Source organism: Bartonella sp. W8122 (genome assembly GCF_016102485.1).
Classification (GTDB): domain Bacteria; phylum Pseudomonadota; class Alphaproteobacteria; order Rhizobiales; family Rhizobiaceae; genus Bartonella; species Bartonella apihabitans.
Window position 1 is genome coordinate 1,597,364 of the sequence record NZ_JACFOO010000001.1, and the last position, 12,879, is coordinate 1,610,242.

Annotated in this window: 11 protein-coding genes; 10 read left to right on the forward strand and 1 reads right to left on the reverse strand. The window is 43.2% G+C overall.

Annotated features, from left to right (window positions below; all coding sequences use genetic code 11):
* The first annotated feature begins 75 nt into the window (after positions 1-75).
* The 10 genes from metG to H3S83_RS07065 all read left to right on the forward strand — a co-directional run bounded on the left by metG (position 76) and on the right by H3S83_RS07065 (position 12,055).
* Entirely contained in the window at positions 76-1,623 is a 1,548-nt protein-coding gene (gene metG / locus H3S83_RS07020) for a methionine--tRNA ligase (protein ID WP_198239268.1), read from the forward strand.
* Positions 1,624-1,625: 2 nt separating this feature from the next.
* On the forward strand, positions 1,626-2,399 hold the full coding sequence (locus H3S83_RS07025) for a TatD family hydrolase (protein WP_198239269.1): 774 nt from the start codon (positions 1,626-1,628) through the stop codon (positions 2,397-2,399).
* A 10-nt stretch (positions 2,400-2,409) separates the two neighbouring features.
* Positions 2,410-3,222: an MBL fold metallo-hydrolase gene (locus H3S83_RS07030; RefSeq protein ID WP_198239270.1), complete on the forward strand. Its 813-nt coding sequence runs from the start codon at positions 2,410-2,412 to the stop codon at positions 3,220-3,222.
* Positions 3,223-3,827: 605 nt separating this feature from the next.
* Positions 3,828-4,628 (forward strand): ABC transporter ATP-binding protein, encoded by an 801-nt coding sequence (locus tag H3S83_RS07035; RefSeq protein ID WP_198239271.1) that lies wholly within the window; start codon positions 3,828-3,830, stop codon positions 4,626-4,628.
* Position 4,629: 1 nt separating this feature from the next.
* The gene (locus H3S83_RS07040; RefSeq protein ID WP_198234182.1) at positions 4,630-5,640 is read left to right on the forward strand and encodes an iron ABC transporter permease; all 1,011 of its coding nucleotides are present in this window, start codon (positions 4,630-4,632) and stop codon (positions 5,638-5,640) included.
* A complete protein-coding gene (locus H3S83_RS07045) occupies positions 5,637-6,698 on the forward strand; it encodes an iron ABC transporter permease (RefSeq protein ID WP_078039515.1) in 1,062 nt (353 codons plus the stop codon). Before H3S83_RS07040 ends, H3S83_RS07045 begins: the two co-directional genes overlap by 4 nt.
* Before the next feature lie 11 nt (positions 6,699-6,709).
* Positions 6,710-7,672, forward strand: coding sequence for an ABC transporter substrate-binding protein (locus H3S83_RS07050; RefSeq protein WP_198239272.1), 963 nt, complete (start codon positions 6,710-6,712; stop codon positions 7,670-7,672).
* Between the two features lie 98 nt (positions 7,673-7,770).
* Entirely contained in the window at positions 7,771-9,888 is a 2,118-nt protein-coding gene (locus H3S83_RS07055; RefSeq protein ID WP_198239273.1) for a TonB-dependent receptor, read from the forward strand.
* 437 nt (positions 9,889-10,325) lie between these two features.
* Positions 10,326-10,943 carry a TetR/AcrR family transcriptional regulator gene (locus H3S83_RS07060; RefSeq protein ID WP_198239274.1) on the forward strand — a complete coding sequence of 206 codons (618 nt, stop codon included), beginning with the start codon at positions 10,326-10,328 and terminating at the stop codon, positions 10,941-10,943.
* 908 nt (positions 10,944-11,851) lie between these two features.
* Positions 11,852-12,055, forward strand: coding sequence for a hypothetical protein (locus H3S83_RS07065; protein WP_198237348.1), 204 nt, complete (start codon positions 11,852-11,854; stop codon positions 12,053-12,055).
* Positions 12,056-12,152: 97 nt separating this feature from the next.
* Here the strand turns inward: H3S83_RS07065 and hpaR are convergent, their stop codons facing one another.
* The gene (hpaR, locus tag H3S83_RS07070; protein WP_078040382.1) at positions 12,153-12,641 is read right to left on the reverse strand and encodes a homoprotocatechuate degradation operon regulator HpaR; all 489 of its coding nucleotides are present in this window, start codon (positions 12,639-12,641) and stop codon (positions 12,153-12,155) included.
* Positions 12,642-12,879: the final 238 nt, after the last annotated feature.

The following is a 12,879-nucleotide window of genomic DNA, read 5'->3' on the forward strand; positions in this document are numbered from 1 at the left end:
TGGTTTTTCCGTGACAAGTGCCTCAACTATCGCTATGTCAGATGAAAAGCTGATATTGATATAGTTGGATATCCGATGCGTGAAAAATTTTATATAACAACACCGATTTTTTATCCGAATGGCAATCCCCATATAGGTCATGCCTATAACGCTATTGCAACAGATGCTATGGCACGTTTTGAACGAGCCAATGGCAAGGATGTGTTTTTTCTTTCCGGCACCGACGAGCATGGTTTAAAAATGCAGCAGACTGCCGAAAAACTGGGATTGACGCCACTGGAGCTGGCGGACCGCAACAGTGCCGTGTTTCAAAAAATGCTCAAGACATTGAATGTCTCGAATGATGACTTTATTCGCACAACCGAAAAGCGCCATTATGGTGCCTGTCAGGCCATCTGGAAGTTGATGGAAGAAAACGGCGACATTTATCTTGATCGTTATTCGGGCTGGTATTCTGTGCGTCAGGAAGCTTACTATGACGAGAGCGACACTGAAGTAGGGGAAGATGGAGTCCGGCGGGAGAAAGAAGTCGGTTCACCGGTGGAATGGAATGAAGAGGAAAGCTATTTTTTCCGTCTGTCTAAATATGAAGATCGTTTATTGGAATTTTACGAAAAAAATCCCGACTTCATTGGTCCGAATGAGCGCCGGAACGAAATTATCAGTTTTGTGAAATCCGGTCTGAAAGACCTTTCTATATCCCGTACAACATTCAATTGGGGAATACCGGTACCGGGTAACCCCAAACATGTCATGTATGTGTGGGTGGATGCACTGACAAACTATCTGACAGCCACCGGCTTTCCGAACAAGAATACGCCAAGGTCGGATTTTTGGCCTGCGAATGCCCATATCATCGGTAAAGATATTATTCGCTTTCATGCAATCTATTGGCCGGCATTTTTAATGTCGGCGGGGATTGCCCTTCCGAAGCGTGTTTTTGCACACGGATTTTTATTGAACCGTGGGGAAAAAATGTCGAAATCAGTCGGAAATGTTATTGATCCGTTCAAGATGGTTGAACATTACGGCCTTGATCAGGTGCGCTATTTCTTTCTGCGGGAAGTGCCGTTCGGTCAGGATGGAAGTTATAGTCACGATGCTATTGTCAATCGGACAAACGCTGATCTCGCCAATGATCTTGGTAATCTCGCGCAGAGATCACTTTCGATGATTATGAAAAACTGTGATGGCCTTGTGCCGGTTCCTGACAAATTTCTTAAGCAGGATAACGAGCTTTTGGATAAATGCAAAAACGCGCTTCAAACAGCTCGTGAAACAATGGCAAAGCAAGCACCGCATTTGGCTTTAAGTGCCATTTTTGCAGTTATTTCGGATGCGAATCGTTATTTTGCTACGGAAGAACCGTGGGCACTAAAAAAGACGGATTTCAAACGCTTCTCGACGGTTCTTTATGTAACAGTTGAAGTACTGAGAGAAGTTGGCATTTTGCTTTGTCCTTTCATTCCGCAATCAGCTTCAAAACTCCTTGATTTGCTGGCAATTGATCAAAACGAACGTATGCTTGATGATATAGTTAGCCGGAAAATTGTTCCGGAAACGAAATTGCCGGCACCAGAGCCGGTATTTCCACGTTACGTTCCCACAGAAGACGAAGATTGACCATGCTTGTCGATACACATTGCCATCTGGATTTCGAGACTTTCAGCAAAGAGCTCAATGAAGTCGTCGATCGTGCTCATAAGGCCGGCGTGGCTCGGATGATCACTATTTCCACGCTTGTTCGGGATATGGACAAGCTGTTGGATATAACAGAACGGTTCGAGGATGTGTATTGCTCGGTTGGCACACATCCAAGTTCTTCTCATGACGAAAATGACACGACAGCTGAAAAACTTCTGGAATTTGCAAAAAATCCGAAAGTTGTGGCGATAGGCGAGGTGGGGCTCGATTACCATTATGACGATGCTACACCCGCGGAGCAAAAACGTAATTTTCACGAACATATCGTTGCCGCCCGCGAAAGCCTTTTGCCACTTGTTATCCATACACGCGATGCCGACAATGACACACGCGACATTCTGGTTGAAGAAACAAAAAAAGGAAGATTTCCTTTCATCCTTCATAGTTTTTCATCCGGAGGTGAGCTTGCACAAACGGCACTGGAACTTGGCGGATATATCTCGTTTTCAGGCATATTGACGTTCAAAAATGCTGAAAATGTCCGCCAGATTGCCAAAACCGTGCCAATAGAACGAGTGTTGGTCGAAACCGATTCACCTTATCTCGCGCCCGTGCCGTTCAGGGGCAAGACAAATGAACCTTCCTTTGTCAAACAGACTGCGTTAGTATTGGCTGATGTTCTTGGTGTCCCGTTTAATGAAATAGCCAAGCACACCACGGAAAATGCTTACCGTATTTTCTCCAAGATGAAATAGGACAAGATTTATGCAAGATCGCTACAAGTTTACAATACTTGGTTGCGGCTCCTCGCCGGGGGTTCCCCGTGCTAATGGTGATTGGGGGGCATGCAACCCCGATAATCCTAAAAATTATCGCTATCGCGCATCGATATTGATTGAACGTATCAAGGAAAATGGAGATCGAACAACCGTTGTTGTCGACACAGGGCCAGACTTCCGTTCGCAGATGGTTGACCATCATGTTCATGAAATAACGTCTGTCGTCTATACTCATCCTCATGCAGATCATATTCACGGAATTGATGATCTGAGGACTTATGCAATAACCCAACATCATCTTATGAATATCTATGCCGATGATGAGACATACCAAAGACTGGACGAAGCATTTGGCTATTGTTTCAAAACGCCGGAAGGGTCGAATTATCCTCCAATATTAAACCGTATAAGAATTACCCCTTACAACAAATTCACGATAGATGGTGCGGGCGGGCCGATAACCCTTATGCCTGTTTTACAAATACACGGGGATATCCACTCGCTCGGTTTCCGGCTGGATAACGTCGCCTATTGTACCGATGTGAATGCTTTTCCTGAAGAGACCCCACAATATCTCGAAAACCTTGATGTGTTGATTATCGGTGCTCTTCAATATCGCCCTCATCCAAGTCATTTTTCCGTCGACCAAGCGGTTGAATGGGGTAAAAAACTCAATGCCAAGCGGGTTATCTTGACACATATGCATATTGCTCTGGATTACGACGAGGTGGCGAAATATACGCCCGACAATGTCGAACCAGCCTATCAAGGACTAACTTTCGAGGTCGACGCAAAATAGGCCCATTGAATAAAAATGCCGGCACAATATTCTCGGTTAAAAAACATCCAGATGTCGGCATTTTTTCTGCAAGATGTCGGGTAATATAATCACATATTACGGTGATGATTACATGGCACTGTGAAAACTTCCCAGTTTTGGAATGAGCCCAAAATCCTGTCGACTAATCAATGACTCCAGTTAACAAACAGCTTTGAAACTGGCCATCTTTTCAGTTTTTTGTTCCCAAAGATCATGAATTTGAGAGGCTGAAAAGAGTGCGCCGGACAAATTCGGAATATTGGGTTTTAACCCATTATCCGGCATATCGAATGGGTTATATTGATTGATTAGCTATCTCGTTACTAAAGTGGATAGTGAGAAAATTTGTTAGCTTCATCGCATACGGAAATCTATTAGTTCAAAATGTCGAAGTTTTTAGCATTTCCGCAACCACAACAAGGGCAGGTGGAGCGCTCAATTTTATCATGACGGTGTCTACTCGACTTAATATCCGTATGATCTTATAGAAAACAGGTAATATCCGAAAATATTCCCTTATTTTTTGAGATTGCAAACTTGAGAAATTTTATATAGTTTACGCCCTAAAATAAATTGAGGGCGATATGAAACTGGATTTACACAACGTAAAAGCCGGATATGGCAAGTTGACAATCTTGCACGATATTTCCGTCAATTTTATTCCTGGTGAAGTTACAGCTCTTATTGGTCAAAATGGTTGTGGCAAATCAACGCTTCTCAAAGCGATCATGGGGTTTTTGGGTCTTCAAGGTGGTAATATCACCTTGGATGGGCGCGATATCAGAAGTTTTCATCGAAAAAAACTTGCACAACTCGTTTCGTATCTTCCTCAGGAGAGTTTTTGTCCCGATTATCTGACATTGGGACAACTTATCGAGCTCTCCTCTTATGCACGTAATTCTTTATTTTCCGGCCCTTCAGCGAAAGATCGCGAATATTTCCATCAGGTTCTCGAGATTGTCGGGCTAGCTGACAAGGCGCATTTACCTGTTAATTCTCTTTCGGGCGGACAAAAGCAAAGAGCCTGGCTCGCGCTCGTATTGGCGCAAAAAACCGATATGATATTGCTTGACGAGCCGGTCAATCATCTCGATGTCAAATATCAGTACGCTATTTTGAAGCTCGTTCGGGAATTGAGTTGCGAGCTGAAAAAGACTGTCATCGTCGTTTTGCACGATATCAATCTGGCGACCTATTTTGCCGATTATGTCGTGATGGTGAAAGCGGGCAAAATTCATGCTCACGGCCGAACGCAAGATGTTGTTACGGAAGAAAATTTACAGCAAGTCTTCGGAATTCCGGCAGAATTGTTTGTTCATAACGGGCATCTCATTTGTCAGCCTTATCCCGACGCGGCCCAGTCTGTTCGGTACATGGAAGAATAAAATGATTTTTTCCAAGTTCTGGGCCGGGAGTGTTGTTCTTTTTTTATTTGTTTTCTATTTCGGAATAGCTTGGGGTGGCACATTTTCTTCGCCGTCTGATGTTTTTCAAGTTCTGGTATGGCGAGAGCCGAACAATTATGGTCAGGCATCCATCCTTTACCAGCGCCTCCCACGCGCAATTATTGCTATTTATGCAGGTCTGATTATGGCAAGCTCGGGATTGGTATTTCAAGGGCTTATCCGTAATCCTCTCGCTTCGGCTTCTTCACTCGGAATCAATGCAGGAGCGACGCTTTTTGTCGTGGGTGGTGCGCTCGTTTTCGGCGCAAATCTGGCAGAGCAGGGGTTAGCCGCTTTATGTGGTGGGCTGTTCGGTTTTCTTCTCTGTACAATCATTGCACGTATAGCCGGCGGCAACGAAAAGACCACCGGTCTCATGCTTATTTTATCCGGTTCGCTTGTATCCATGCTGCTCATCGGCCTAAGCAATGCACTTTTACTGTCTTATGCCGATAGAAGAGGCGAGTTCCTGTCATGGATTGCCGGTAATATCAACCATGCCTATATTGATCGGCTGTATCAATTCTGGTGGATTGGTATCTTGGCGCTCGCATTGATTTTTATGTTGTCGAAGCCGCTAACCCTCATTCTCCTTGGCAGTGAGAAAGCCTCTTCAATGGGGGTAAGAACGGTCGCTGTTTCCCGCTTCGCTCTGGCATGCGCAATTGTCGCCTCGTGTTCCGCTGTAGCCGTCTGCGGACCAATCAGTTTTATCGGTCTGATTGTACCACATATGATAAAACCGCTTGTCGGACAGGATTTTAAAGTAACTTTACCGGCTTCGGCATTAACGGGAGCAACTCTATGTCTTTTGGCGAGTACTATCTCGCAAAATGCTTTTCAACCCTATGTCGTCAATACCGGAATTATTCTGGATCTATTCGGCGGTATCGTTTTCATTTTATTGATCCGAAAATTCTATGTTTCTCCAAAGAACAGGAACGACATATGAAGATATCGCGCACACTTGACGAACGGCTTTCGATCCGCTTTGCAAATGGAAAAGAGCTTGTCATCCGCAATTTCCTGGTCGGGATTTTGCTTTTATTGTCCGCATTTTTTCTTTTTCTCATTTCCTTGAATTTAGGAACAATCGATACCGGCCTTTACGATTTCTTGAAACTTGTCTCGGGCGAAGAGATCAATCACCAATCCTATTTTGCTTTATGGGATGTGCGCCTTCCACGTTTGGCTTTGGCATTTTTGATTGGCTGGAGTGTGGCAGTTTCCGGAGCTATTCTACAACCGATTGCCCGTAATCCTTTGGCTGATCCGGGTTTGTTCGGTATTAGTCACGGTTCCTTGACAACGACAATTGTTTTGCTTGCTTTCATTCCTACAGCCTCCCGTGTTCTCATTACATTTGCTTCTCTTGCCGGAGGCTTGGGCACGGCATTGGTGTTGCTTGCTCTGGTTGGTAACCGGCATTCAGGCGGTCTGGTCATTCTCTTAATGGGGATTGCCGTTGCAACGGTCCTTGCTTCAATCAATTCTTTCCTGATACTTTATCTGCCAACCGAAGCCTCCTACAATGCATCAAGCTGGATGGCCGGTTCTCTTTTTCAGGCCAACTGGTTAAGCGTTTCGGCATTTCTACCGCTTTTTGTGTTCAGCCTCGTCGGAATTTTTCTCTCCGGACATTCTCTCAACCGGTACGACTTGGGAAACGAGCTTGCGCAATCGCTCGGTGAACCGGTTATCATTTCCCGTCCCCTATTATTATTATTCGCTGTCTTGTTAAGTGCCGCTTCTGTAACAATTGTGGGGCCGCTCGCTTTTTTAGGCATTCTGGCACCGCAACTTGCACAATTTATGAGTGGTGCGAATGGGAGTGCCAGACTTTATCTTTCGGGTCTTGTGGGGGCAAATCTCGTCATCGGGGCCGACATCATTTCGAAAAACGCAACAACCATTGCTATGCCTTTGGGATTAACAACCACCATTATCGGTGTTCCGTTGTTCATTATCGTTTTACGCCTAAAAACCCTTCGTCAGTATTTTCAAAAATAAGGAAATATTTCATGCGTATCAAATATTCAACTTTGTTAATCAGCACTGTTCTACTCGCAATTTCCGCAACCGCCGAGGCTCGGGAAGTCGTTGATACTATGGGGCGCACAGTCGATATTCCGGATCATCCCGAGAGGGTCGTTGTAATGAGTGAGCCAGCAATCGCCATTCCGATGATCGAGCTTGGCGTCAATCCGATTGGCAGTTTTGGCCGCGCCGATGACGGCACATATCAGGTCGGTGCCGATTTCATTGATACTCTGTTCGGGCCGAACCAGAAAAAACCTCAAGGAATAGGGAATAACCGTCAAGTTGATCTTGAAAAACTTTATTCAATGAAACCGGATCTTATTATTGGTACGGAGTTCGATGTCGATAAGGTCAAACAGCTTTCTACCGTTGCGCCCGTCTATATGCAGCATTACACGACCGGTCATCTTGATAATTTTGTCATTGAAGAAAACCTTGCAAAACTTTTCGGTAAAGAAACCGCATTCCAAACTCTAAAAGAAAAATATCTTGAAGATGTTCAGGAAACAAAAAAACAGCTTCCGGAAAGTCTCGAAAACAAGACATATTTACCTGTCATCATAATGGATCAGATCAACATTGTGGGAGAGGGGATTGGCGTTTCTCAACCTCTTAATGATTTGGGAATGAAACCTTTTGAAGTTTCGAACGACAAGACCCATTCAGACGGATCTCCAAAAATAGTATTGCCAATCAGTGCAGAAACATTCGGTTCCCTTAATCCGGATATTCTTGTTGTAATCATTAATTGGGGAGCTCCTGACAAAAGCGTTGAAGCGACAAACGAAGCTTTGAATAAACTGGTACCAGGGTGGGCAACTTATATGAAACCGGCGCGCGAGGGACGTGTCATTTATCTTGATGGCTCAAAGGTTTTTACGCCCAGTTTTTTGAGTGCCCGTTACACGCTGGGCGAAGTGAGAAAATGGGCCAAAACAAAATGAGGATATTTTGTTTCACTATATAAAATAAATATTGACTTAATTTATATCATGAGTAATAAACTCATATTTTCTTCGTTTTCCCTAAAAGGTCTCATCTGATGTCAAAAACGCTATCGAAAAACCGGTTTTTCCTATCGTCAGCCCATTATCAGATCATTTGTGGTTTGATTGTATTATCTTCTGCGGTTCCTTCTGCTTTTGCCGAGGAAAAAGAGGATCAGAAACAAACAACGTCTAATAATACTGTATTGGAAAAAGTCGTCATTAGCGGTGAAAAATCTTTGCGATCGCTTCAGCATACCGCAAGTTCGGTGACGGTGCTCAGCGGTGACCGTATCGCGGAACGGCCTGCTGTGACAACGCTGACCGATCTTCTCAAAGGAACGCCGAACGTTCTTTATACAAATGACAGTGATGCGCCGATTATCCGCGGTGTTGATACCAAAGGTCCGTTGGTAAAAGGTAATGCCTATTTAGCCAACCCAATTCCCCGTGCGACAATCAGCGTAGATGGACGTTATCTGAGTGCGGGCGAATTCGGTATTGGCGCTGCACCGATTTGGGATGTCGAATCTGTTGAAGTATTCCGCGGTCCGCAAACGACAACGCAAGGTGCAAACGCGATCGCCGGTGCGATTGTTATCAAGACAAAAGATCCTACTTTTACGCCAGAGGCAGAAATACAAACTCTCTATGGCACCAGACAACAAAAACGCGGCTCTCTTATGGCTTCGGGGCCTATAACACCAGAACTCGCTGGTCGTATCGCACTTGATTATAGCGGGCGCGATACATTTATCAAATATACAAATCCCCAGTTTCTGGATTCGGATATGGATAACGACCCGCGTAATGTCAACGGCCGTGTAAAGCTGCTTTGGCAACCTTCCGAAATACCCGGATTGGAAGGCAAGCTTACCTATTCACACATGGATTCACGGCGGCCTGCTTTCGAAATTGCCTCACACCCCTATGACCAACTTCACGATACACGTGATAGTACAGACAATATCCAGACCAAAACCGATGCCGGTATTTTTGACATGAAATACGATCTGGGAAACACGGTTATTCTGTTTAACGAGTTACAATATTCAAACGGCACATATGATTATAACTTCGGTCGTTCGTTTAACGGTACCGCTTCAAAAGACTATGATAATGTTTCGAACGAATTTCGCGTCAATTTTGGCGACGAAACAACGACTTTAAGTGGTCTTGGCGGCGTGTTTTATTCAAAAAGCAATTCGGACAACCATATGTTGCACGACTTTGCATCAACCGATTTTACCGTTGATCAGGACAGTGTCGGTGTTTTCAGCGAACTGACATATCGTTTTGCTGAAAAATGGGCGTTGACCGGAGGTTTGCGTTATCAATATGACGGTATCCGGCACGACGGTGTTGCAAGCTATGTTCCGGGTGTTCGCCACATTTATGATGAAAGTTTTGATGCTGTACTTCCGAAAATTTCACTCTCTTACGATATTCGCGACGATATAACTGTTGGTGTTATGGCTTCTCGCGGTTATTTGCCGGGCGGAACCGGACTTAATTTTTCCGGTAAGCGGTATTATGATTTTGATGCTGAAAAAGCGTGGAACTATGAAATTTTCTCGCGTATCACCGTGCTTGACAGCAAACTCTCTATTACTCCGAATATTTTCTACACCCGCTACACAGATTCCCAACGTTCTGTCACCGATTACATGAACGGCAAACAATTCGGTTCAATCATCGTCAATGCCGATGAAGCAAAAACTTACGGTGCGGAATTGGGAGCCGATTATCAATTGCTTGACAATCTTCTGTTGCGCGGAGGCCTCGGGCTTCTCCATACCGATACAAGTGAATTCGGTGACACACGCGGCAATGTGTTTGATGGTAAGAAATTTGCAAAAGCACCGGGTTACATGTTCAATGTCGGTGCTGATTGGGATATCATAGAAAACCTTCGGTTGAGTGGCGATGTGCGCTACACAGATGACTACTATTCAACAGATGATAATGATCCGGCTTTACGCGTGGGATCCTATGCAATTGCCAATATGCAGCTATCATATAAACCGAATGATCATATGGAAATATTTGGCTATGCAAAAAATCTGTTTGATGAGCGTGTTCCAACAGAAAAAAATCGCGATCGTATAGCAGGCATTCAAGCTTATATTACCGAACCACGTGAATTCGGTGTTGGTTTGAAAATGAAATTTTAGTAGTCCTTATTGCACATTGACCAGTCAAATCAGGAAAAAGCCATATAGCATTCTATATGGCTTTTTTGTTAGCCATTTATCGAACCGGATATTAGTTTTCAAAAAACTACAAAAATCATATAGCGCAACACTTGTTCTTTTGGTCCGTTGAGTTGGATAAAATGCGTGAGCAGCTTGCCTAATTAAGTTAGCTAACCATCATTTCGGGTTAATAAGACCATTAAAACAGATGAGATGACGATACATAATGGGTGCATATTGGTTGGGCAGTTTCGCCTCGATAAATTTTCACTCGTTAAAAATGCTTACGTCACATAAGATGCAGAATTTAAAGACAAAAAGTTGTTAGGCCCGGAAGCCATCTGATTGTTCCATTCAATTGTTCGTGATATATTTTTTCAAATTTCTTTCTTAAAACTCGAACAAAATTGGCTCTAATGACTGAACCGCCCAAAAAACTTTCACGGGGAAGACCGCCTACAATCAACAAAGATAGAATACTGGAAGCCGCTATTGAAATTGGGCTACCCAAAATTACATTTGTTGGCGTTGCTGAAAAATTAGGTGTGAGCCATATGGCTCTCTATAATCACGTTAACGGATTGGAGGCTTTAAAAACTCTTGCTGCAGAAACCATTTTCTTGAAGTGGAAATTACCTCAAATAACGTCAAACGTTAGTTTGCATGATTATCTTGTAACACTTGCTTCTTCATTGTGGAAACTCGTCGAAACCCATCAAGGTATAACGCCTTATCTGCTTCGCCGCGATATGATTACTCCCGCAATCGAACAGCGCATTTTTATACATCAACAGAAACTCGCTGAAACCTACCATCTTTCATTCATTCAGTCGCATTGGCTGGCTTTTACCATTTGTTATCACACACTTTCGGTAGCTGATAGCGTTTTGCCGGATAATAAAGATGAAGAGGATTTAACCCGTTATCAATCAAACCTCGGCATTCCGGGTATAGATGATGAATATGCCATTGGCATTCGTGCACTTATATTGGGTAGCCTTTCTATTCTTGATGAAATTTCCGAACGAAAATAAATAAAAATATTTGAGAGCTACCAAAAATCTCTATTCCATTGATGCGATAACGTTCATCGATTCTATATTTGGTTAAAAGTCCGCGGTATGTGAATATTGATGCAAAACTAAAAAAAGAGAAATTGAAACTTAGCTCATCGGCAGTAAACATTCCTTCAAATCTTGAGGTAAGTAGCCGACAAAATCGACATTGATATCAAGGCACCTCGCTTCGATTCAACATGTGTTCCTTGAAATTCTGGATTTTTATTTTGCCGCTGGGTTAAACAAGTTTCACTCACCTCGCAATCGGTTTTTGAAATCAATTCTTGATATTTATTAAACTATTTAACGTATTAAATATTATAGTAACCAATAGATCGGTTGTGCTAGTAAATTTTATCGTGCCACATATGATTGTTGAATATTCAGCGAATTTTGAAAATCGCATTGATATTGATGTGTTGTGTGACTCGCTATGGTGAGTTCTTAAATCGAACCCGATATTCACTTTAGGCGGTATAAGGGTTCGGGTTTAACAGACAGAAATTTATCGCATAGCCGATTGTGCGCTTTTATATCGCTGACGCTAGGCATCGGAGCAGGGCACACAAAGCAACAAATCATTAATGCCGGTAACAAAATTTTCTAGTTGCAAGCAAATTTTGCGCCGAGCTTTTTAGCGAACCAAATTTCACGCTTTCATTCGAGATTAACAAAATCAATAAAAACGCTTTCCGAAAGAAAATTCCATCCGTTCACGTTTGAAAAATAATGCATAGCAAGGGTAGAGGACAGATGGCAAAAATACACTGAGAGAGCGGATTGAAAAGGCGAATAAAGATTTTGAACGGTTTCGTCGTGATGGAGTACTTAACCAAGTCAATGACCATTCGGTAGCCGCAGATGATGGAAGAACGGCTTTCAATGTGATTTCACAGGTTGATCTTGAAATTATTGCGAAAGCTTCTCAATATTCTCTTGTCTGCTTTGGCGAAGGTTCTATGCATGACACGTCTATGATGTTAGGCGTATTAGGTGGAGAAACCTACAAAGGGAAAGCGGAGTTTGTTACCGAACTCTTTGCTATTTCCGGAACAGGGCAGGTAAATGCCGTTATGTCGCTTGACTAATAGAAGTTGAAGAACCAGCCAGATACGAGAAAGAGGATGACTACCGACTGGATTAACGATATTTCCTTGTCGGAAAACAAAACTCAAAATCGGTAAGCTACTTTTCTTCGGGCTGGCCAGCGTTTTCTTCCAATATTTTATGGATAATGGTACCAGCCAGTTTAGCTTTTTCTATAAATTCACCAAGCAATTTATGCAATTCTGACAAATTCTCTCGGCCGAAAGCCCGACTTATTTCGTTATATATCACTTCGGAACCAACCCCGACTTCCCCGATGAGGTCGGAACCGGTTTTGCTTATCATTACCATTGAACGTCGTCCGTCTTCCGGGCTAGTCCACCTTTTTATCAGTTTCCTGTCTTCAAGATCACGTAAAATGCGTGTGAGCGAAGGACCCAGAATGACAGTAGCGTCAGCCAAGTCGGTGGTAGAAATTTCATCGACTGCCGTTAAGGTTCGCAACACGCGCCACTGCTGTTCTGTTAGATTGAAATTCCTCAAATGCGGCCGGAGATACTCCATAATCGCTTCACGTGCTGAAAGGAGCGCCATAGGAGTCGATCTCTGGAATGATCGAAGTGTCATTTTCGTAATCTCGATGTTGGATTGCACGCATATAAATTGCGAACAATAAAATTGCAAATTGTTAGATCGGTCAGAAGAAGGTCTTGTTCTATAAATAAGGCTTTTACTGACAGGCCAATATTTTTCGTTATGTCCCTTGATAGCAATATTTCGATTGTTATTACCGATTGCTTGATGAAAAGGTTTTTCGTAAATTCATTTAAAAGCGGTAAAAGTCATCCAATTAACCTCTGCAGAA

Bases quoted from the DNA above. Each gene is read 5' to 3' on its own strand.
- metG (WP_198239268.1), top strand. From the start codon at position 76: ATGCGTGAAAAATTTTATATAACAACACCGATTTTTTATCCGAATGGC.
- H3S83_RS07025 (WP_198239269.1), top strand. From the start codon at position 1,626: ATGCTTGTCGATACACATTGCCATCTGGATTTCGAGACTTTCAGCAAA.
- H3S83_RS07030 (WP_198239270.1), top strand. From the start codon at position 2,410: ATGCAAGATCGCTACAAGTTTACAATACTTGGTTGCGGCTCCTCGCCG.
- H3S83_RS07035 (WP_198239271.1), top strand. From the start codon at position 3,828: ATGAAACTGGATTTACACAACGTAAAAGCCGGATATGGCAAGTTGACA.
- H3S83_RS07040 (WP_198234182.1), top strand. From the start codon at position 4,630: ATGATTTTTTCCAAGTTCTGGGCCGGGAGTGTTGTTCTTTTTTTATTT.
- H3S83_RS07045 (WP_078039515.1), top strand. From the start codon at position 5,637: ATGAAGATATCGCGCACACTTGACGAACGGCTTTCGATCCGCTTTGCA.
- H3S83_RS07050 (WP_198239272.1), top strand. From the start codon at position 6,710: ATGCGTATCAAATATTCAACTTTGTTAATCAGCACTGTTCTACTCGCA.
- H3S83_RS07055 (WP_198239273.1), top strand. From the start codon at position 7,771: ATGTCAAAAACGCTATCGAAAAACCGGTTTTTCCTATCGTCAGCCCAT.
- H3S83_RS07060 (WP_198239274.1), top strand. From the start codon at position 10,326: ATGACTGAACCGCCCAAAAAACTTTCACGGGGAAGACCGCCTACAATC.
- hpaR (WP_078040382.1), bottom strand. From the start codon at position 12,641: ATGACACTTCGATCATTCCAGAGATCGACTCCTATGGCGCTCCTTTCA.